The 20,497-nt window shown below is 51.9% G+C and carries 18 protein-coding genes and 1 pseudogene; 10 read left to right on the top strand and 9 right to left on the bottom strand.

The features are described 5' to 3' along the window. Positions 1-4: 4 nt before the first annotated feature. Positions 5-400: a Spy/CpxP family protein refolding chaperone gene (locus HED65_RS07235; RefSeq protein ID WP_164881355.1), complete on the bottom strand. Its 396-nt coding sequence runs from the start codon at positions 398-400 to the stop codon at positions 5-7. A 302-nt stretch (positions 401-702) separates the two neighbouring features. On the opposite strand from HED65_RS07235, the gene HED65_RS07240 reads away from it, so the two are divergent. Then, complete coding sequence (locus HED65_RS07240) at positions 703-1,878, top strand: efflux RND transporter periplasmic adaptor subunit (RefSeq protein WP_114978021.1); 1,176 nt, start codon at positions 703-705, stop codon at positions 1,876-1,878. Then, complete coding sequence (locus HED65_RS07245) at positions 1,878-4,985, top strand: efflux RND transporter permease subunit (protein ID WP_114978022.1); 3,108 nt, start codon at positions 1,878-1,880, stop codon at positions 4,983-4,985. Before HED65_RS07240 ends, HED65_RS07245 begins: the two co-directional genes overlap by 1 nt. 3 nt (positions 4,986-4,988) lie before the next feature. On the opposite strand, the gene HED65_RS07250 is transcribed toward HED65_RS07245, so the two are convergent. Beyond that, positions 4,989-5,648 (bottom strand): helix-turn-helix domain-containing protein, encoded by a 660-nt coding sequence (locus HED65_RS07250; RefSeq protein WP_114978023.1) that lies wholly within the window; start codon positions 5,646-5,648, stop codon positions 4,989-4,991. A gap of 220 nt (positions 5,649-5,868) precedes the next feature. On the opposite strand from HED65_RS07250, the gene HED65_RS07255 reads away from it, so the two are divergent. From HED65_RS07255 to HED65_RS07280, 6 genes and pseudogenes are all read left to right on the top strand, one after another. Continuing rightward, positions 5,869-6,306 (top strand): DcrB-related protein, encoded by a 438-nt coding sequence (locus tag HED65_RS07255; RefSeq protein WP_114978025.1) that lies wholly within the window; start codon positions 5,869-5,871, stop codon positions 6,304-6,306. A 17-nt stretch (positions 6,307-6,323) separates the two neighbouring features. After that, a complete protein-coding gene (locus tag HED65_RS07260; RefSeq protein WP_168112374.1) occupies positions 6,324-10,460 on the top strand; it encodes an RHS repeat-associated core domain-containing protein in 4,137 nt (1,378 codons plus the stop codon). After that, positions 10,460-10,906: a type IV secretion protein Rhs gene (locus HED65_RS07265; RefSeq protein WP_114978026.1), complete on the top strand. Its 447-nt coding sequence runs from the start codon at positions 10,460-10,462 to the stop codon at positions 10,904-10,906. The genes HED65_RS07260 and HED65_RS07265 overlap by 1 nt, the downstream gene beginning before the upstream one ends. A 188-nt stretch (positions 10,907-11,094) precedes the next feature. Further along, positions 11,095-11,478: an Imm50 family immunity protein gene (locus tag HED65_RS07270; RefSeq protein WP_114978027.1), complete on the top strand. Its 384-nt coding sequence runs from the start codon at positions 11,095-11,097 to the stop codon at positions 11,476-11,478. A gap of 211 nt (positions 11,479-11,689) precedes the next feature. After that, positions 11,690-12,103 (top strand): hypothetical protein, encoded by a 414-nt coding sequence (locus HED65_RS07275; RefSeq protein WP_223256809.1) that lies wholly within the window; start codon positions 11,690-11,692, stop codon positions 12,101-12,103. Between the two features lie 65 nt (positions 12,104-12,168). Then, positions 12,169-12,572: pseudogene (locus HED65_RS07280) on the top strand (SMI1/KNR4 family protein). A 337-nt stretch (positions 12,573-12,909) separates the two neighbouring features. On the opposite strand, the gene HED65_RS07285 reads toward HED65_RS07280, so the two are convergent. The 5 genes from HED65_RS07285 to HED65_RS07305 form a co-directional block, all read right to left on the bottom strand. Beyond that, positions 12,910-13,329 (bottom strand): helix-turn-helix domain-containing protein, encoded by a 420-nt coding sequence (locus tag HED65_RS07285; RefSeq protein WP_114978029.1) that lies wholly within the window; start codon positions 13,327-13,329, stop codon positions 12,910-12,912. Beyond that, positions 13,326-13,637: a type II toxin-antitoxin system HigB family toxin gene (locus tag HED65_RS07290; protein WP_045631527.1), complete on the bottom strand. Its 312-nt coding sequence runs from the start codon at positions 13,635-13,637 to the stop codon at positions 13,326-13,328. The genes HED65_RS07285 and HED65_RS07290 overlap by 4 nt, the downstream gene beginning before the upstream one ends. Positions 13,638-13,985: 348 nt before the next feature. Continuing rightward, positions 13,986-14,840, bottom strand: coding sequence for a DUF2971 domain-containing protein (locus HED65_RS07295; protein ID WP_223256811.1), 855 nt, complete (start codon positions 14,838-14,840; stop codon positions 13,986-13,988). Between the two features lie 169 nt (positions 14,841-15,009). Next, positions 15,010-15,465 carry a hypothetical protein gene (locus tag HED65_RS07300; RefSeq protein ID WP_114978031.1) on the bottom strand — a complete coding sequence of 152 codons (456 nt, stop codon included), beginning with the start codon at positions 15,463-15,465 and terminating at the stop codon, positions 15,010-15,012. 412 nt (positions 15,466-15,877) lie between these two features. Beyond that, the gene (locus tag HED65_RS07305; protein WP_114978032.1) at positions 15,878-16,762 is read right to left on the bottom strand and encodes a LysR family transcriptional regulator; all 885 of its coding nucleotides are present in this window, start codon (positions 16,760-16,762) and stop codon (positions 15,878-15,880) included. A gap of 120 nt (positions 16,763-16,882) precedes the next feature. On the opposite strand from HED65_RS07305, the gene gstA reads away from it, so the two are divergent. Then, positions 16,883-17,488, top strand: a complete 606-nt coding sequence (gene gstA / locus HED65_RS07310; RefSeq protein WP_114978033.1) for a glutathione transferase GstA — start codon at positions 16,883-16,885, stop codon at positions 17,486-17,488. A 56-nt stretch (positions 17,489-17,544) separates the two neighbouring features. Here gstA and HED65_RS07315 read toward each other — a convergent pair whose 3' ends face one another. Both HED65_RS07315 and HED65_RS07320 read right to left on the bottom strand, forming a co-directional pair. Further along, a complete protein-coding gene (locus HED65_RS07315; RefSeq protein WP_114978034.1) occupies positions 17,545-17,799 on the bottom strand; it encodes a hypothetical protein in 255 nt (84 codons plus the stop codon). Between the two features lie 136 nt (positions 17,800-17,935). Continuing rightward, positions 17,936-18,829 (bottom strand): LysR family transcriptional regulator, encoded by an 894-nt coding sequence (locus tag HED65_RS07320; RefSeq protein ID WP_114978035.1) that lies wholly within the window; start codon positions 18,827-18,829, stop codon positions 17,936-17,938. Between the two features lie 106 nt (positions 18,830-18,935). Between HED65_RS07320 and HED65_RS07325 the strand changes: the two genes are divergently transcribed. Next, positions 18,936-20,489: an MFS transporter gene (locus tag HED65_RS07325; protein ID WP_114978097.1), complete on the top strand. Its 1,554-nt coding sequence runs from the start codon at positions 18,936-18,938 to the stop codon at positions 20,487-20,489. Positions 20,490-20,497: the final 8 nt, after the last annotated feature.

Genomic DNA, 20,497 nt, shown 5'->3' on the forward strand with positions numbered 1-20,497 from the left:
GAAATTACCCTGCGGCCTGCTGCTTATACATCTCCACGAGTTTCTTTTTTTGCTCCTGCGTGAGCATTTTACTGACGTTGGTGTAATACGTAATTCGACAATGTGCCGCCTGTTCATGCAGACCATTCTGGATCGCTATTTGTTGCTTAAATACTTTCTCATCCACGTTACCCGTTTTAACCATTTTTAAAAACGCCTGCGGATTAAATTGGCTTGCATCGATATTGTTCATGCACTCCTGTGCATCAGCATGCAGGTTAATGAGCTGCGTTTTTTGCGATTTATCTAGCTGTAACACGCTGCCAAACGTTTCTGGCTGAGGTGCCAGTGGCTCAGCAGCCAGCGTCATGCCTGAGAAGATGAAAGTCGATAAGCCTAATATGATAGTAGGAAATTTCATGGGGTATTTCTCCATTTGAATAAGTGGTATTCACTGTAGCTGATATGGCTGCCTTAAAAAGTCTCATTTGGAACTTTCACCGAAATTATGGGGCGAAAAAACTCTGCCACCAATATGCCGTGGCAGAGAAACCGGACTTTCAAGGATGGAACGTATCTGACGATACGCAATAAACAGTAAGGTGAAATGATTATTCAGGTCAATTTTTACAAAGTACCAAATGACACTCCCGTTATTTATTCAGGCCGATATAGTTCGTGGCGATATTAAAAAAACAAACTTCGGACTTAAAGGCTTAAGAGATGAAAAACAATTATTCCCGTTTACTCGGAGGGCTGGCCATATCCTGCTCTCTGCTACTCACCGCGTGTGACCGCAACGCCCCGGTGCCCGGCGCACAGGCTCCCCATCCGGTGGGTGTGGTTACACTGCGCAGCCAGTCACTGCCTGTACAAACCGAACTTCCAGGCAGGGTATCGGCATTTCGGGTGGCTGATGTGCGTCCGCAGGTCAGCGGCATCATCCTGAAGCGAAATTTCGTGGAGGGAAGCCATGTGCATGAGGGCGAGTCCCTGTATCAGATAGATCCTGCGTCCTATCAGGCTGCGCTGAACAGTGCCAGAGGCGATCTCGCAAAAGCCACCGCCGCGGCCACTCAGGCGCATCTCACGGCGAACCGCTACCGTGCGCTGATAAAAACCCATTATGTCAGCCAGCAGGACTATGACACGGCGGTGGCTAACGCTCAGCAGGCTGATGCCCAGGTTGTAGCCCAGAAAGCGGTGGTCGAACAGGCGCAAATTAACCTCAACTACACCAAAGTGACCTCCCCAATTTCAGGCGTGATTGGTAAATCTTCCGTAACCGAAGGGGCGCTGGTCACCGACAGTCAGTCTTCAGCGCTTGCGACGGTGCAACAGCTGGATCCGGTTTATATCGATGTGACGCAGTCCAGCGATGATTTTCTGGCGCTGAAAAGCGAGATGGCAAAAGGCCAGATCACGCAGCAGAACGGGCAGGCAGACGTCATGCTGCAGCTGGATAATGGTCGTCTGTATCCCAGTAAGTGCCAGCTTGAGTTTTCTGATGTCACTGTTGACCAAACAACAGGGTCGATTACGGTGCGCGCGGTGTGTCCAAACCCTGACAGCACGCTGCTGCCGGGAATGTTTGTCCGTGCGCATCTCACTGAAGGGATGCGCACCGATGCCTTGCTGGTGCCGCAGCAGGCCATTACCCGTACACCGCGCGGTGATGCAACGGCGATGGTGGTGGACAGCCACAACCGGGCGCAGGTGCGTCGCGTTCAGGCTGCGCAGGCCACCGGTAATCAATGGCGTGTCACGGCGGGGTTATCGGCAGGTGATCGGGTGATCGTTACAGGTCAGCTGATGCTGCGACCGGGGATGACCGTTTTGCCAACCGAAGATGACAGCATGGCAGCATGGGCGCCTGGCAATCGTGCGGGGGGCAAATAATGTCGAACTTCTTTATTAGCCGTCCGATTTTTGCCTGGGTGATCGCCATTGTGCTGATGCTTGCCGGTGGCCTGTCGATCCTGAAGCTGCCGGTGTCGCAATATCCGACTATCGCACCACCCGCTGTGCAGATCACCGCCAGCTATCCGGGAGCTGATGCCAAAACCGTGGAAGACACGGTGACGCAGGTTATCGAACAGAAGATGAACGGCCTCGACGGCCTGATGTATATGTCTTCCAACAGCGACGCGATGGGCAATGCCACTGTGACGCTGACATTCAAAAACGGAACCGATCCTGATATCGCCCAGGTTCAGGTGCAAAATAAGCTGCAGCTGGCGATGCCGCTTCTGCCTGCCACGGTGCAGAGTATGGGCATTAATGTTCAGAAAGCCAGCAGCAGCTTTTTGATGGTTGTTGGGTTCACCGGTGAGAAGGGCAGTGCCTTAACACAGGCCGATTTGGCCGATTATGTGGCCTCGACCGTGCAGGATCCGATCAGCCGGACGCAGGGCGTTGGGCAGGTGCAGCTGTTTGGTGCGCAGTATGCCATGCGTGTGTGGCTTGATCCGAACAAGCTGAACAACTACCAGCTCACCACGGAAGAGGTTGTAAAAGCGATCAAATCGCAGAATAACCAGATTGCGGGTGGACAGCTTGGGGCGTTACCGGCTCCGGCATCCCAGCGTCTGAATGCTTCTATCATCGCTCAGACCCGCTTAAGCACGCCGGAGCAGTTCGGTAACATTATTCTGCGCGTCAATGAAGATGGCTCAGAGGTTCGCCTGCGTGATGTGGCGCGCGTTGAGCTGGGCAGTGAAAACTACAGCTCCAGCGCGGAATACAACGGCGAGGCAGCGGCTGGGCTGGGGATCAAACTGGCCACTGGCGCGAACGCACTCGATACGGCGAAAGCCATAAAAGCCGAAATTAATACACTGAAACCGTTTTTCCCGGCGGGAATGAAGGTGGTGTATCCGTACGACACCACACCGTTTGTGAAAATTTCTATCCACGATGTGGTGAAAACGCTGCTTGAAGCGATAGTGCTGGTGTTCCTGGTCATGTACCTGTTTATGCAGAACATCCGTGCCACCCTGATCCCGACCATTGCTGTACCTGTGGTGTTGCTGGGCACGTTCGGGGTGCTGGCCGCTTGTGGGTTCTCCATCAACACACTGACCATGTTCGGGATGGTTCTGGCGATAGGCCTGCTGGTCGACGATGCCATTGTGGTGGTCGAAAACGTCGAGCGCGTGATGACCGAGGAGGGGCTTTCCCCCGTCGAAGCGACCCGCAAATCGATGGGGCAGATCCAGGGGGCGCTGGTCGGTATTACGATGGTTCTCTCCGCGGTATTTGTACCGATGGCCTTCTTTGGCGGCTCGACAGGGGCGATTTATCGCCAGTTCTCCGTCACTATCGTGTCGGCGATGGTACTGTCCGTGACGGTGGCCATGATCCTGACGCCTGCGCTGTGTGCCACTCTTCTGAAGCCGGGCAACCATGCGCCGCAGCGGGGCTTTTTTGCCTGGTTTAACCGGATGTTCGACACCAATGCCGATCGCTATCAGAACGGTGTGGCGCGCATCGTCAACAAAACCGGGCGCATGATGGCAATTTACCTGCTGATTGTCGCCGGCATGGCCGCGATGTTTGTTTTCCTGCCAACCTCTTTCCTGCCAGATGAGGACCAGGGGGTATTTATGAACATGGTGCAGTTGCCTGCCGGGGCGACGCAGTCACGGACCCAGGCGAGTCTGGATAAGGTGACGCGCTACTATCTGCATAATGAAGCAGCGAATGTGAATTCGGTGTTCACCGTGGCGGGCTTTGGTTTTAACGGCAACGGTCAGAACAATGGTATTGCTTTTGTCAGCCTCAAAGACTGGTCTCAGCGCCACGGTGCCGCAAACCGCGTGGAGGCGATTATTCAACGTGCCAATCATACGTTTGCCCGCACGATTCATGACGGCGTCGCTTTCGCCTTTAATCTGCCTGCCATTACGGATTTGGGTACCGCCACCGGCTTCGACTTTGAGCTGATCGACAAAGCCAACCGTGGCCATGCCGCGTTGACGCAGGCGCGAAATCAGCTGTTGATGATGACGCGTAAGTTCCCCAATGTGGTGACCAAAGTCCGACCAAACGGGCTGGAAGATGCCCCACAGTTGAAACTGGATATCGATCAGCAAAAAGCGGAAGCACTGGGCGTGAGCAATGACGCAATCAATAACACTATCTCTACTGCGCTGGGTGGCACCTACGTGAACGATTTCCTCGACAGGGGGAGAGTGAAAAAAGTCTACGTGCAGTCCGATCAGGCGTATCGCATGCTTCCGGATGACATCAACAGCTGGTACGTCAAGGGGAACCACAACCAGATGGTGCCGTTCTCGGCATTTGCCCGCGCCCGCTGGGAATATGGTTCACCACGCCTGGAGCGCTACAACGGCCAGTCATCCATGGAGATCCTGGGTGAGCCTGCACCCGGGCGCAGTTCAGGGCAGGCAATGATGCTGATGGAAAAACTGGCCGCCAAACTGCCAACCGGGTTTGGCTATCAGTGGACCGGCATGTCCTGGCAACAGCAGCAGTCGGGCAATCAGGCTCCCGCGCTGTACGCCATCTCTCTGGTGGTTGTGTTCCTCTGTCTTGCTGCCCTGTATGAGAGCTGGTCCGTTCCGTTCGCCGTGATGCTGGTGGTCCCGCTGGGTATCATTGGCGCACTGGCAGGGGCTATGCTGCGCGGCCTGAACAATGATGTTTACTTCCAGGTCGGGCTGTTGACCACCATCGGTTTGTCGGCGAAGAACGCTATCCTGATCGTCGAGTTTGCCCGGGATCTGATGCTAAAAGAGGGGATACCTCTGCTGGAGGCCACGTTGCAGGCGGTACGCATGCGACTGAGACCGATCCTGATGACCTCGCTGGCCTTCATTCTGGGTGTTCTGCCGCTGGTGATCAGCGATGGTGCAGGAAGCGGTGCCCAGAATGCCGTCGGCACCGGGGTGATGGGCGGGATGATCAGCGCCACGTTGCTCGCCATCTTCTTCGTCCCGGTGTTTTACGTGGTGGTGATGCGGCTGGTGGCCCGTAAAAAATAGCACTTAGTAGCGCAGCGGAAGGTGAACAATACGTATCAGTTTCCCTCGCTGCGCTTCCACGTAGCCGCCTTCGGTCAGGTCTTTGAGGATCCGCAGGACCGTGCTGCGGGACAGCTTAGTGGTGGACTGAATATAACTGAGGATGGAGTGCGCCTGACGAAAGTCATCGTCTTTTAACTCCAGTTCCAGCAGCTTTCCACGGACAGTATCGTAAGCATTGTCGTTAAGCAGATGCAGGTCCCGCCAGGTGGAGAAGTGCAGATGAAACGCCAGTACGGTCGCGGCATCCTGCCATAGCAAGGGCTGCTCATTGAATACCTGCTGCGCTTTTTGGCCTGACAGCACATAAACCTCGCTCTCAGGTGCAAAGCGAACGTAGGTCGTGTCGCCCAGAGGCATCAGTATCTCAGCAAGCCCGAAGATATGTGGTGCGGTGGCCATACTGAGTTCCAGGTCATCCTGCTTGCGGTGAAGCCAGAAATGACCTTCGGTCAGCAGATAGATCTCCGGACCATTTTTATAAAAACTCCGTGGACGGCGGACCAGCATCTTTTCAGCCTGCGGAAGCAGGGCATCCAGCAGACGCTGAATGCTCTCCTGCGGTTTGAGCGCCAGTATTTTTTTCAGTGTGAGCTGGAATGTATCGGCGGTCGGTGTGGTCATAGCGATGTTTTTTTATGCTTGCGGGTGAGTAAATCAGTATCGCAGAACGCAAAATTATCGTCCATATTCCTTATTTCAGCCTCACCAGAAACCTTGCGATATCGGTACAGAGAACTGGAGCACTTCCGCATGGTCGGTGGGGCAATAATCTGGGGATAGTCAGCCTTAAACACATATGCGAAACTTACCGCTTCTGAAAAAATGTGGTGGGACCCGCTCAATGTCAGAACCATCTTCGCAGTGCCTTTTCAGTGAAGGACTGATCAACTTTCCTGATGGCTATCAGGATCGTACCGTAAACGTATTCGCGCCGCCCGCTGCGGATGCACCAGCGTTCAATATCTCCCGCGATGCCCTCAACTCCGGCGAAACGCTTGCCGCGTATATCGATCGCCAGCTCGCCCTGATGGAAAAACACATCAAAGGCTGGAAGCAGGGTGAACGCAGCGACGCGACGCTTGGCGACAGCCTTTTGCAGGGTGAAATTGTCCATGCCAGCTACCTGCGCGACGGGAAACGCGTCTGGCAGCAGCAGGCGGTGTTTAATGTCGACAGCCATAAAATTCTGGTGTTCACCATGACCTGCACGCGCGCGCTGGATGATGCCGACAACGCGCTGTTTGGCGAACTTCTCAGGAGCTTCCGCTTCCACCAGTAACTTCAGGGACCGTTGTTATGTTTGAAGCAGCACGCGTTGGTGATGATATCGGCCACTCCGGTGCGCTGGCCGGGATGATTGCCGGAACGATTGTCGGTGGTCTGATTGCCGCCGCCGGGGGGATTCTGGCGGGGGCCATGTTTATTGCCGGCCTTGGCGCATCCTGTCTTGGTGTGGGCGTCCTGCTCGTCGGCGCCAGCCTGGCCGTGGGGTATTACACCGGGGAGCTGGCGACCGCCGCCCGGGACAGCATCGCAGACGCCGGGGCATCCAGTATGACGAAGAAAGGCGTCATCACCTCCGGCTCGCCCAATGTGTTTATCAACGGTAAACCTGCCGCCATGGCCACGGACAGCGCGGTGAAGTGCTCTGACGACGGCTCGCAGCAGATGGCCGAAGGCTCCTCGCGGGTCTCTATTAACAGCCTGCCTGCGGCCCGTATCGGGGATAGAACTACCTGCGACGCGAAGGTGATGACCGGTTCGGACAACGTCATCATCGGCGGCGATCCGCAGCAAACCCTGCCCATTCAGTCTGAAGTCCCGGAGTGGCTCTACAAAGTCTCCGATCTTACCCTGCTGTTCGCCGGGCTTATCGGCGGCTGGGGCGGTGCGGCCGGCAAAGTCGGGGCGCTGTCTAAGCTGCTGGGGAAAATCCCTGGGATCAATAAGCTGGCTCGTATTGCCTGCCGGGCTGGTACGCTGATGACAGGCGTGGCGGCGGCGGGGATCATTGCCCGCCCGGTGGATATCGTCAGCGGACAGAAGTTTCTCAGCGGGGATGACGAGCTGGATTTCGTCCTGCCTTCCCGTCTGCCAGTGCGCTGGCAGCGCTACTGGCGCAGCGGCAACCCCGGCGACAGCGTACTGGGCCGCGGCTGGAGTCTGTTCTGGGAAAGCCGCCTTGAACCTTATCAGGACGGCCTGGTGTGGCGTGCGCCGTCCGGCGATTACGTCGCTTTTCCGAGGGTGCCGAAAGGGCTGCGGACCTACTGCGAAAGCGAAAAAAACTGGCTTGAACATCACTCTGACGACAGCTGGTCGGTGTATGACGTCAGCGGCGAGCGCTGGCACTATGCGCCGCTGCAGGATGATGCCCCGTCACTGCTCCAGCGCCTCTCTGAACCCTGCGGCAACGATATCCTCTTCGAGTGGAATGCGGATCATACCCTGCATGCCCTGACCGACAGCGCTGGTCAGCGCGTAGTCTGCCGCTACGACCGTGACAGACTCGCCAGCGCCTGGCTGGATGACGAGATCTGCCTGGTCAGTTACGCTTATGATGAACAACGCCGGCTGGTCTGTGTGACCGGCCGGGGCGGTAGCGTGCGCCGACGCTTCAGCTGGCAGGACGGGCTGATGAGCGCCCACGAGGACGCCAACGGCCTGCTGAGTGAATACCGCTGGCGCGAGATTGACGGTCTGCCTCGCGTGGTCGGCTTCCGCCATAGCGGCGGCGAACAGCTGACGTTTGAATATGATTTTGATAACGGCATCCGTCGCGCCATCCGCGATGACGGCGCGCAGGCGCACTGGCTGGTGGATGACGACGACAACGTCGCGTGCTTCACGGATTACGACGGTCGTCAGACAACATTTGTCTACCGCGACGGCGAGCTCTGCGACGTCATTCTGCCCGGCGGAGCGATGCGCCGCAGCACGTGGGACAAATATGGCCGTATGACCAGCGAGACGGACCCGGCGGGGCGCCACACGGAGTATCACTGGCATCGTCTGACTGACCGCATCACCCGGACGGTGTACCCGGACGGCACGTCATCGCAGGCCATGTACGATCTTCGCGGTCGCCTGCTGTCGGAAACGGATCCCGCCGGTAACGCCACCGCGTATCACTATCCCGATGAGGAAGAAAGCCTGCCGGATAGCATCACCGATGCCATTGGCGGTGTGGTGCGTCTGGTCTGGAATCACCAGGGGCTGCTGACGCAGCGTACCGACTGCTCCGGTAGCGTGACCCGCTTTACTTACGACCGCTTCGGACAACTGATTGCCAGCGAGGATGCAGAAGGGAATACCACGCGGCGGGAGTGGAGCCGTGCCGGGTTGCTGAGCACCGTGATCCATCCGGACGGCAGCCGCGAGTCGCTGGTGTGGAACGAACGCGGCCAGCTTACGGGCTGGCGCGACCCGCTGGAAAGCGAGGTGAACTGGGTCTATAACGCGCTCGGCCTCCCGGTCAGCCTCACCGACCGTATTGGCCGCGTGCGCCAGTGGCGCTACGACCCACGCGGCAACCTGCTGCGACTCGATAACGGCAACGGGGCGGAATACCGCTTCACCTACGACGCCGTGGGCCGCCCGCTCAGCGAAACGCGCCCGGACGAGACCGTGCGCCATATGGAATGGGACGCGCGAGGGTTCCTCTGCGCGCTCGAAGAAAATGGACGGCCTGCCGCCGATGGCGGTATCGCCCGTCGCGTCCAGCAGTTCAGCTATGACGACAGCGGGCTGCTGATTGGACGCACTCAGCGCCATGCGGAGTACAGCTACTACCGTGACCTGAGCGGTCAAATCACCCGCATCCGCCGTACGCCGACAGCTGAGGGCGTTGCTCTGGGTATCGAAAGCGATGAGATCGTTTACCGCCACGATACCGCCGGACGCGTGTTGAGCGAATCTGGCATTAACGGCGCGGTCGGTTACGAATGGGATGCCCTGAGCAACCTGACCGGCCTGACGCTGCCCGGCGAGCAGAAGCTGGCCTGGCTACACTACGGCTCCGGCCACGTCAGTGCTATCCGCTTCGGGCAGCAACTGGTGACCGAGTTCACCCGCGATAGCCTGCACCGTGAAGTTCGCCGCACCCAGGGTGCGCGCGAGCAGTTCCGCCAGTATGACAGCCTTGGCAGGCGCACCCGACAGCGCAGCGAACTGAGCACGAACGTGACCCTGCCGGAGCAGACGATTCTGGAACGCCTGTATCGCTATACTGCGCGCGGTGAGCTTTCCGGCGTCAGTGACACGCTGCGCGGAGAGGTGGACTACGGCTACGACGCCGAAGGGCGTCTGCTGAAGCACTACGAGGCCCGACAGGGGCACAGCCGCGCGCAGTTCAGCTACGACGCCGCGGATAACCTCGCCGCCAATGACGATGCGGTACCGGTCACGGATAACCGCCTGCAGCACTGGCAGGCGCTGTTTATGAAATACGACCACTGGGGCAACCTGGTCAGCCGCCGCAACGGGCTGTATGAGCAGCATTATGTCTATGACGCCGAGAACCGTCTGGTATCCGCCCGCGGAACCGGACCAGAAGGGCGGTTTGAGGCGCGCTATCACTATGACGCGCTGGGTCGCCGTACTCGCAAAATCGTCACCACCGCGCATGGCACCACCGACACCCGCTTCCTGTGGCAGGGCTACCGCCTGCTGCAGGAGCAGCAGGAGAGCGGGCTGTGCAGCACCTATATTTACGACCCGAATGAGGCCTGGAGCCCGCTGGCGCGGGTGGATCACCTTCGTGACCAGAGCAGCGGTGAGATTTACTGGTTCAACACCGACCTGAACGGCGCGCCGCTGGAGGTGACAGACGAGCATGGCGCGGTGCGCTGGAGCGGCCAGTACGGCAGCTTTGGCGAGGTACGCCATCAGAGTGAAGGGTTCTCGAGGCTTGCGAATCGCACGGCAATGGCACACCAGCCGCTTCGCTATGCCGGACAGTACGCTGACGGTGAAACGGGGCTGCACTATAACCTGTTCCGCTACTACGACCCGCAGGTCGGGCGGTTTATTGTGCAGGATCCGATTGGGCTGAATGGTGGGTGGAACCTTTATCAGTATGCGCCGAATCCGTTGGGGTGGATTGATCCGCTGGGATTGTCAACCTGTTCATCCAAAGACTCATATGAACAGGCCAGAAATAAAGCTCTGAAATGGTTAGAAGAGCGAGGGTTTAAAGCCGAAAAAGTTAACACAGGCAAATTTGGTTCGACTAAAGGTCAACCTGTCGGGATGACAACAATAGATGGAAAAACAGGTTTTAGAGTTGAGTATGATGAACGAAGTGGAGCTCATATCAATGTGTTTAGCGGTAAAGATAAAGGGGAGCACTTCATGTTTGATGCGCCTGAATCCGTTGTGACAAAAATTCAAGATTTATTTAATTTACCATCAAAACCATGGAGAGGCTCTTAATGACGCTCGATGATGAAATCAGGAAGGAAATATCTTTGCTTCCTGAACAACCAGAAATTGTGGATGACTGGGAACACATTGCGGATAAGTTATCCGATAGTTATAGTTGGGCTGGTTCAAAAATTGACTGGTCAAAGACCAATGCTCATAGGTCTTTAGAACTACATGGAGACTATAAGGATTGGTTGGTAGATATAAAGAGATTCATTCATGATACTGATGTTCATGATGTGATTTCAAATAGTGATGAAATTTACTATATAAATGATTCGTCTCTTGATTTTTCTGTCAGGTTGAATCCCAATCAGTTTTTTTTATTTCTTGATATGGCAATAGAAAATATCCCTCAGCATCATTACTTTTTTGATGGAGAAAATAAGTGGTGTCTAGTGATAAGTGCAGAAGGATATATTGATTTCGGTTTCTCATGGTCAGATAAAAAATGATTGAAATGGGAGGTTTATCCTCCCAGGACGTTTTAGATAATGCTTTTGATTTGATAAAAAAACCGGGGCAAGAGTCTTACGGTGATGGTGATGTCCCTCTGAAACTATTTTAAAAAGAACATTCGAAATTGCCTGGGCAGGTTCAGTTTCTGGCACATTAGACAATCATGAAATTTGAGAAGAGTCATATGTATTGGAATGAAATCGAAGGTAGTATTTTGTTTAACAAGGTTTTCAGTAGAGATGTTGAAGTGAATGAAATCGACATCTTTGATATTAAAATAGACCGCGAAGGTGCTACGGTAATAATATGTTTTGACCTTGTTAATGAATTGCCTGACAATCCTCCCCCAAAATGGGTTAAAGGCTATAATAGATGTAGATGTGGTATAAATTGCAGTGGAGTAAAATTCTTAAAAATAGAAGGTATGTCTACGGATATGCCAGCAAAAATAGAAATACAAAAAAACACTCCCCATAGTGAAGTTATAATAAAGGGGGCAGATATTTTTTTAAATTTGAAGTGTTCGCATATACAATTAATGGGACCTTCCGTATATATTAGTCAGTAAACTAAAGGTCGGGATGGATTTAAAATCTTCCTGGCTTTTATGATTTAAGGTTGGTTCAGTCTGCTAAATTAAGTATATCCTAATCCTTTAATGTGAGATTTATTTACTCTGTACCGTGAGGCATATTAAAGGTGGGGGTAAAAGAATAATTAAATAGCCGAAAAAAAATAAATGTTGGTGAGGGTTTATGTTATCTAAGAAAATAAAGCTAATGAGTCAATCTCGAGGTTGGTGGTATGATGATATCACTCAAGAGTATAGTGATGCTTTGCTTTCTTTAGGTATTGACCTTTCTTCTGATTTTGCTCAATTTTATTTGCACGTTGAGGATGGGGTTACTTTTCATAGCAGGAATTATGAAATTTATCAGATCTGCTGGTTTGTTATAAATTCCTCGTACCAACTTGATCTTAAGAGAACACATGAAATATTAAAAATACCAAGCGAGTATATTCCCTTGGATGGTTTTCAAAGCGAGGGTGGGTATTTTTATAACAAAAAAACTGGAGAGGTTTTATTTATCAATGTAGGGGATACTTTAACTAAGTTCCTACAGGGGGAATTAAAGCCTCAATGGGGAGACTTTAATTCTCTCATTGAATGGTTTTTTGATTTAGATAAATGAATGCAAAATACCTTTACTTATTTAGCTAGAAACCGTGCCCGCAGATCTGTTTGAGGAAAATGCTAATGTATCTTACTGATTCAGAAAATAAACTTACTGTAAACGAAATAAACGTGTTCAATGCGTACTTTGATCATCATCTTCCCGCATCATTTCTGGATTTTTATCTTAAAAATAATGGTGGGCATCCTCATAATAATGAATATGGTAATCCTTTTATGCTTGGTGGTTTTAACCCTATAAAATATGGAGACTTGCCGATTGAGCAACTCTATCGTGACCTTGTCGAGTCATTTGGCGAGTTGAGGAATATGGTTCCCTTTGCCTATGATGATGGGGGGACTCTTTTCTACTATCTCTCAAATCTGATGATTCATTAGGAAAGGTGTTTGTTTTTCTGATGGATGATAAAGAGATTGAATTGGTTGCCGATTCGTTCTCAGATTTTATAGAAGAATTATTTGATTGAAAGTAAATAGGCTGTTTCGAAAGTTCTCGACAGTGAAATTGCTCTTATCGAAGACTCAAAGTTAGAGTCTGTCTAAAATATTTAAGCTCAGTCATTAATTTAAGAGCTTATAGATTTATAACCCGGCTTATGCCGGGTTTATTAATATTGAATGGTAACTATTAATTTTTTCAGATCCGATACGCGCTTTGCTTCAAGGAACTGATACACAACCTTATATTATTTATTGTGATGCTGAGCCATTTCGTGCAGATGGCACAATTGTTGAGCCAACTTCAACGGCGTACAGAATAGCTGCGTCACTTTTTTCTTAACACCTAGTTGAATTCCCTCCTAATCAATTCCCCACAAATGCACTTACCGGCACGCCAAAACGCTTCGCCAGCGCGCGCATATGATCCAGCGTTAACGTGCGCTGTCCGTTGAGGATTCGACTCACCAAAGATTTCTTGCCTATCTCATTCTCAAAATCGCTCTGTGTGAGATGGTACTGATCCATCAGCGTTCGCAATAACGCAACGCCTGACGGAATACTGGCTACACGCGCGTTAAATTCTGCAAACTCCGGAGACTCGTTTTCGTATTTATCGATCTTCGTAGTGAGCATCTCTACCAGCGGGCTATCGGGGTCATACTCAATCAGATATTCCACCAATCCCAGAGCATCCTCGTAATCTTGACGCGACGGTCTTGAACCCAGGAAAGGAAGCTCGCTTGTCAGATCGTTTGCCGCTTTGATGGCTGCCGCATAGTTCATTCTTTCGTTCTCCGGTAGAGGTCCGTGAGCTTGTCATACTCTGCGTGAGTGCTGATGTGTTTGATGAAGATCTTTCCCCGCTCAAAATCAGCAAAAAACATCACTCTTAAATGCCCGCCACCTACATCAATGACCCACCATTTTTCCCGGTATTTCATCCGATCCAGGCTGGGAAAGCGCTTTCGCATGTCGTCTGGTGATGGATAGTGTTCCTTTTTTAGTACCCGGTAAAGATCGTCCAGAGCGAGTGCTTGATTAGGAAATTGTCTGGTGGCTGCGTCGAAAGGTGCTCTTGAGACTACGTGCATCCTTGCCCCTTGTTTTCAGACTGGAAACATTATAGGTGATTTTTGGTGGGTTGACAATGTGGAAACTTTGATGAAATTGCAGTTTCCACATGTTCGTGATAATTGTGCTCGTGTATTGAGTGCGAGCACTATAAGTAGTGGTGGCTTGAGATTAAAGTGTTAGGGATAACAAGGATTGGAGTATTTTTTTGATTTGCGTGGCGTATTCAGGAATTGTTTGCTGAGAAGGAATGCAGTGGATGATAGTTTTGCTAACTAGATTATATGGAAGCGTGTGAAAGATGCATCCACGGTTGAACTCACAGCCAGAAGCGGACATTTCTTACATAATAATCGCTACTAATAATTTCAATCATCAATGTGATTTCGTTCCATCGCTCTTAAAATCTTCTCCGCGGAATCAAATATATCCATTCTCTGCATGTCATGCTGGTATTTGGAATATTCATAACCTTCTGTTGCGAGATCCCAAGTACTTTTCTTGAATTCACACTGATATAATTGCACTGATTTATCTAAGATTAACGCCTCTAATGTCTTGTTATTTTTAATGATTTCATCAATTTCTTTGCTATTAATTCCGATGTAAATACCTACCACCGATTTTAAATCAACTATTCCATCAATTAAAAGAGTACCACGCTTTTGTAATGATTCTGTTTTTTTTATTATTCTCACTTCTTCTTCATATTTCCAATGCTGTGATTTGGAAAGTAATAATTTACTAATCATGTCAGTATCATAGATGTTTTTTGGACTGATTTTCAGTTTGCTTTTTATGCGGCTTTCTAAATAATCAATATCACCTTTCGGAGCTGTAATCAGGCATTTTTCTTCATCATCGTATCCTGCTTTCTCAGTGTCGATTGCTACAACAAAACCCTGATGCTTGTCAGCATAATGTGACCACATCAACACGTTGAGTGGATTTCTAGAAAGGCATAAGCAGGCAAGGTTTTGATTGATCACATACCTCATAGTTAATGATTCAATTGATTCATCATCAAGTGCATATCCATAACTTTCGAAAGGATCATTAAACTCGCTATGGGGGGTGAATTTTATAGAGATGTAGCGATCTTTAAAGAAGTGATCTAATGATGCGTGGTCTATGTATTTGTACAAAATCATAAAATTCTCAGAATCATTTATAGGATGTGTACAGTGTACAGCCTTTCGGCAAGATAGGAGTAACTCTCCCATTTAAACGACCCATTATCTTTTAGCAATCCATTGGCATGCTGATTCGGTTCCCCGAAAGCTAACTTCATCTGTTCACTCTTAACAGGCATTCAACAAACTACATTGAATTTTGCGTAAGGCCGAAATCCTGCTTCTTACCCAGCAGAACTCCGGCCTCCCATCACCCGCCTCAGTGCGCCGTTATATACGGCTCCTTCACAAACTCCGCCAGCAGCCAGACCATATCATGCAGCAGTCCGGTGAGTTCTTTCGCCACGCTCGCAGGCAGTGTCCCGCCCATCACCGCCAGCGTTAACGCCACGGCATAGTCCACTTGCAGCGTCGTCTCCTGCCAGCAGTCCGGCACGCAGGAGGTAATCTTTTCCCCTGCGATCAATTGTTCAACCAGATACGAAGGCAGTTCGGCATCGCAGCACTCACGCAGCCGCTTCAGCACAGCCAGCAATCGCTTGCAGAGCGTGGCAAACGTCACCGCGTCGTCAGTTTCCACCAGCACGCTCACATAAGCGGTGCAGGCGTCGGCCAACTCGAAGAGATCCGCAGAATCGGAAAGTTGCAGGTGGATAAGGTGATAAACAGCGCTTTCCTCAGAAAGTGCGTAAGTCAGGGTAGGGATAGTTGTCATGTAGTATTCCTTTTCAAAAAAAATCCAGACCACCACATAAGTTCCTACGCTCATGGGTGGTAGCGCTGACGGAGGTAGGAATGCCGCACATGACAAAACGGCCAACCTTTCGGTTGCTCCGCCAGCGCGACCGTATTTTAACGGGATGAGCGCTGTCACGACAAAAATAATTGCCGAGTCATGTTAAACGGGTTCCTACGCCCGGTTACGGATGTGCCGCAACGCAGGCACTTTACGGCGGCGAAAAAAGGAAGGAAAGGGATGCTCATGAATTACATAAGGTTGTTTGCAGGTTTGCGAGGCGGCTTCCAGAAGGGCATTGCCGGGCGGCGGCTACGCCTTACCCAGCCTACGAAAACACCAAACCTCCTCACGCCATGGGGTATTAATGTGGGATCATCAATAACTCCCTTCACGCAGACCTTTTCATTTTGCTCAACCCTTCTAATAACGTCTGCGTCGCGCGGGAAGATTTTCCCCCCTGCGAACAAACCACCCCAAACTCACGGTACAGCGAAGGCGTCACGGGCACGACGCACAAACCGCGTAATTCAACCGGCAGAGCGGATTCTGGTATAAGTGCGACGCCCATGCCTTCGCGTACCAGCAGGCAGGCACTGATCCAGTCCCAGACGGTCACACGAACGTCAGACAGCCGCAAGCCTGCCTGTTCCATCAGGCTTTTTCCATTAACGGCACAACCGCCTGTAGCGAGTACAAAAGGCTGGTCTGCCAGTTCCTCAAGCGTAATGCCGCGCGCGCGTGCATAACGAGCCTGGTGGTGACTGGTCGGTAGCACCCCGACCCACGCATCTTGTCCGAGGATTGCATCCGCGCGTCCGGGAGCAGGGTTCATTACCACCCCCAGATCAACCGTATCTGCCGCAATCCACTCCTCGACTTCCCGGTCCGTCCCTTCCAGTACAACCACCTCGATTTCAGGATGCAGGCGCTTAAAGTCCCGCAGCAGTCCTGGCAAAAATGTGGATGTCACCGATGGAAAACTGGCAAGACGAATGCGTCCGCCAGTCAGCCCCCGGCTCTCATCCGCCAGTAGGCGGATGGCGTCTAGCCGCGCCAGCATACTTCTTGCCTCTTTAACAACCCGTTCGCCCAGGGCCGTCACACCGATGTGGCGTCGCTCACGCGTGAATACTGCAAATCCTAATGAGGCCTCTAACTGAGCGATCGCCTGGCTGGCTCCAGATTGCGTCATGCCAACCTTTTCAGCGGCACGTGAAATATTACTGGCATCGGCCACCGCAACCAGTAAGCGCCAGTGTAAAAGATTCATCATAGGTATCAGTAGCTCAGCTAATGGCTAATTTATGAATCATTAATTTTACAGCGAGATCGGTTTTAAGCACAGTGAATGCAAACCGAATCGTCACCACTCAACAGCTTTAACGGAGAGATTATGAAACTCTATTACGCCCCGGACACCTGTTCACTCTCACCCCATATCGTGCTTCGCGAACTGGCGATTGAGTTTGAACTGATTAAAGTGGACAACAGGAGCAAGCTTACCGCTGACGGGCGCGACTTCCTGACCATTAACCCTAAAGGGTACGTCGCTGCGCTTGAACTGGATGACGGGAAAATCCTGACCGAGGGGCCAGCCATTTTGCAGTACCTCGCAGACCTCAAGCCAGAAAGTGGGCTGGCACCGCGAGCAGACAGCTGGGAGCGAGTGCGGCTTCAGGAATGGCTAAACTTTATCACCAGCGAAATACACGCTGGTTTGGCACCTCTCTTCAACAATATGTTGCCGGAAGAGGCCAAATCGATTTTTCGTGAGAAGCTGTTCAGGCGGTTCAGTTTTCTTCAGGAAACGCTCTCCACAAACGCTTATCTGAGAGGCTCGTCGTTCAGCGTGGCGGATGCCTATCTTTTCACCGTTCTGGGCTGGTGCAAATTCTTCGCCATTGAACTGAATAACTGGCCCGCGCTACTGGCGTACCGGGAAAAAATCAGTGCCCGTCCTGCTGTGCGGGCCGCATTACGTGCGGAGGAGAACGTTTAGTTCTGCCTGAATGAGGAGAAGAGTGAGGATGCGTTAGCATACCGTCACGCCTTATCTCATTGCCTGGCGCTTTTCACTGCATCCTGCTTCCCCGGATTGCATTGCTGTTTTGTTCCGGGAAGATAAAATTTTCCCGACGAGTCCGGGTCTGTTCCGCCCGGACAACCTGCACGGCCCGGCGCTGAGGCGGTACCATCAGAACCGTTTCCGCCATCAGAGCCATTTCCTCCATCACCACCGTTACCACCATCGGCAGCGTTTACAGCAAATGCGCTGAGTAAGAGCAAACAGGCAATAGTGCGCTTATTCACCAAAACCTCCAGTGTTTAAACCTAATACGTTCAGGAAAATATCCCCGCGTGGATCCCTTTCAAGACACGCCCCTGGAATACCTCACTCCTGGCTTTCAATATTCACTTTAACAGCATCAAGGGGACATTTACGCCTTTAACATTCCGTTATCCCGTTCTCAGACATGAAATCAATAAAACAGCGAATTCTTGGCGAAAGGTGGCGTCTGGTTGCCCACAGCGCAGAAAACTGTCCTTGCCGGACACACGAACCCGGTAAAACTTCACTTAAATCTCCCTTCTCCAGTGCTTCACTGACGACAAAATCCGGGACGTAACTGATCCCCATGCCCGCAGTGCTCATACGGATCACGGCTTCAATATTGTTGGTGGTTAAAACAGAAACCGGCGTGAAGCCACTCATCACATCCTCACCCTGGAGCTCCCAGGGCTGGAGTAATCCTGTTGAGGGAAAGCGGTAGAGAATGCACTTGTGGTTGTTTAAATCCTGCGGGGACACCGGCGAACCATGCTCCAGCAGATAAGCGGGGCTGGCGCAAAGAACAAAACGGAAGCTGCCGAGCTTCTTCGAGGTGAGCCTGGAGTCCGCAATTTCACCGCTGCGTATCGCCACATCGAACCCTTCATCAATGATGTTAACCAGCCGGTCACTGAAGTCCAGATCCAGCACTATATCCGGGTAGCGGCGGGTGAAGGAAGGAAGAAGAGGAAGCAGTAATCGATAGCCCATTACCGGAAGAGAAACCCTGAGTTTACCAGAGGGCTGGGCAATTTGGCTGGTCAGCTCTGCCTCGGCGTCCTGCAGCTGTTCAAGGATCTGCTGGCAGCGAACCAGTAATACCGCACCCTCTGCCGTCAGGCTTACGCTCCGGGTGTTGCGATTGAAAAGCCTTACGCCCAGTTTTTGTTCAAGCCTGGCGACATTTTTGCCAACGGCTGACGCTGAAATACCAAGCAATCTTGCTGCCTGAACAAAGCTCAGCGTTTCCGCAGTCCTGACAAACGAGGTGAGGGATGTCAAACTATCCATTGATTATGAACTTTATATCTATTCAGTTGGTATTTTCAGTCTATTTATCTTGGTAATTGTCCGCAATAACATGGATCACGAATTTCACGCGAACCAGGGTAATCAGATGCGCTCTTTCATAACTTCATTTCTCCGGCTTGCAGGAAACCCAGCCGCTGCATCCATTTTTCTGGCGGCCATACTGCTGCCGGTCAGTTTTACCGGTGGCGTGGTGACCACTCCGGCAATCAGCCATGCATTGGGCGGTTCCGCTGCCGCATTCGCATGGCTGACGAATGGATTCATGCTGACGTTCGGTAGCTTTCTGCTGTCAGCAGGCGTAATGGCAGATGCAGCAGGTAGAAAACGTGTATTCATCCTCGGGTTATTTATCTTTGCTCTTAGCAGTTCGCTCATTTCCGTAGCCGATAATATCTCCTTAATCGGCGCGCTCAGATCATTACAGGGTATCTCTGCAGCGATGACTTTAGCGGGCGGCAGTGCTGCACTGGCTCAGCTCTATGAGGGCGTTGCTCGAACCCGGGCATTCAGCATTCTGGGGACGATGTTTGGCGCAGGATTAGCCTTCGGCCCCCTGGCGCTCGGGTTTATTACAGATGCTCTGGGCTGGCGGTGGGTGTATGCCTTGATGGCGTTGATCTCAGGAACGGTCATGCTAACGGGCACATTGTTCATTCCCGTGTCGGAAAAAAGCGCACATCGAGTGGTGGATTACGCAGGCTTAACGCTGTTTACAGCCGCACTGGTTCTGTTTACTGCCGGGATAATGCTGGTGCCTGTCTGGGGATGCTTATCCCTTCCCGGCCTGGCTCTGTTTGCTACTGCTTTACTGCTTTTCGTCGCGTTTATGGTGCGCTGCCTGAACGTCGAAAATCCTGTATTTGATTTATCTCTTGTACGCGACCCGCGTTTTGCTGGCGTCCTGTTACTGCCGGTAGCTACCTGCTATTGCTATGTTGTGCTGTTGATTATCCTCCCGTTGCATTTTATGGGCGGTGACGGCCTGAGCGAGACCCAGAGCGCGTTTTATCTCATGGCGCTGACGACACCTATGCTGATCGTTCCCTCGATCTCTGCCTTACTGACCCGATGGTTTAATCCGGGTTCTGTTTCAGCCGCAGGACTGATGTTATCCGCAGCCGGATTACTTATTCTCGGGCAGGCTTTACAGAGCACCAGCAGCATTCTGCTTATGTTTTCGCTGGTACTCACTGGAACAGGGGCTGCACTTCCCTGGGGGCTAATGGATGGCCTGGCCATTTCCTCCGTGCCTGTCGAAAAAGCCGGTATGGCAGCAGGTCTGTTTAATACCGTCCGTGTCGCGGGGGAGGGCATTGCACTTGCAATGGTGTCAGCATTTTTAGTGGAAATGAACGTGCTCAATCTCAGAAAAAACCTCTCCGGTTATACGTCTGAGCGTATTGATAGTGCCGCTTCATGGCTGGGAAGTGGAAATACTGAACGGGCCGCCGCGCTCTTGCCGGGTCTTTCTCATCAGTTACTCAGAGAAAGTTATGATTCGGCCTATGTATGGCTATTTCGTCTTCTCGCCGTCATCACCGTGCTTTGCGCATTCATGGTCTGGCGAATGCCAGGATGGAGCCGTCCTGTTTATACCTCCTTACCTTCAGCGGTATCCCAGGCCCGACGCCCGCGTTAGCGTGCACG

The sequence above is a fragment of the Pantoea sp. LS15 genome (assembly GCF_012241585.1).
In the GTDB taxonomy this organism is placed as follows: Bacteria; Pseudomonadota; Gammaproteobacteria; order Enterobacterales; family Enterobacteriaceae; genus Enterobacter.

Coding starts and splice junctions, on each gene's coding strand:
- HED65_RS07270 (WP_114978027.1), top strand. CDS start 11,095: ATGTATTGGAATGAAATCGAAGGTAGTATTTTGTTTAACAAGGTTTTC.
- HED65_RS07245 (WP_114978022.1), top strand. CDS start 1,878: ATGTCGAACTTCTTTATTAGCCGTCCGATTTTTGCCTGGGTGATCGCC.
- HED65_RS07290 (WP_045631527.1), bottom strand. CDS start 13,637: ATGCACGTAGTCTCAAGAGCACCTTTCGACGCAGCCACCAGACAATTT.
- HED65_RS07275 (WP_223256809.1), top strand. CDS start 11,690: ATGAGTCAATCTCGAGGTTGGTGGTATGATGATATCACTCAAGAGTAT.
- HED65_RS07305 (WP_114978032.1), bottom strand. CDS start 16,762: ATGATGAATCTTTTACACTGGCGCTTACTGGTTGCGGTGGCCGATGCC.
- HED65_RS07255 (WP_114978025.1), top strand. CDS start 5,869: ATGTCAGAACCATCTTCGCAGTGCCTTTTCAGTGAAGGACTGATCAAC.
- HED65_RS07235 (WP_164881355.1), bottom strand. CDS start 400: ATGAAATTTCCTACTATCATATTAGGCTTATCGACTTTCATCTTCTCA.
- gstA (WP_114978033.1), top strand. CDS start 16,883: ATGAAACTCTATTACGCCCCGGACACCTGTTCACTCTCACCCCATATC.
- HED65_RS07325 (WP_114978097.1), top strand. CDS start 18,936: ATGCGCTCTTTCATAACTTCATTTCTCCGGCTTGCAGGAAACCCAGCC.
- HED65_RS07260 (WP_168112374.1), top strand. CDS start 6,324: ATGTTTGAAGCAGCACGCGTTGGTGATGATATCGGCCACTCCGGTGCG.
- HED65_RS07295 (WP_223256811.1), bottom strand. CDS start 14,840: ATGGGAGAGTTACTCCTATCTTGCCGAAAGGCTGTACACTGTACACAT.
- HED65_RS07250 (WP_114978023.1), bottom strand. CDS start 5,648: ATGACCACACCGACCGCCGATACATTCCAGCTCACACTGAAAAAAATA.
- HED65_RS07265 (WP_114978026.1), top strand. CDS start 10,460: ATGACGCTCGATGATGAAATCAGGAAGGAAATATCTTTGCTTCCTGAA.
- HED65_RS07320 (WP_114978035.1), bottom strand. CDS start 18,829: ATGGATAGTTTGACATCCCTCACCTCGTTTGTCAGGACTGCGGAAACG.
- HED65_RS07240 (WP_114978021.1), top strand. CDS start 703: ATGAAAAACAATTATTCCCGTTTACTCGGAGGGCTGGCCATATCCTGC.
- HED65_RS07285 (WP_114978029.1), bottom strand. CDS start 13,329: ATGAACTATGCGGCAGCCATCAAAGCGGCAAACGATCTGACAAGCGAG.
- HED65_RS07300 (WP_114978031.1), bottom strand. CDS start 15,465: ATGACAACTATCCCTACCCTGACTTACGCACTTTCTGAGGAAAGCGCT.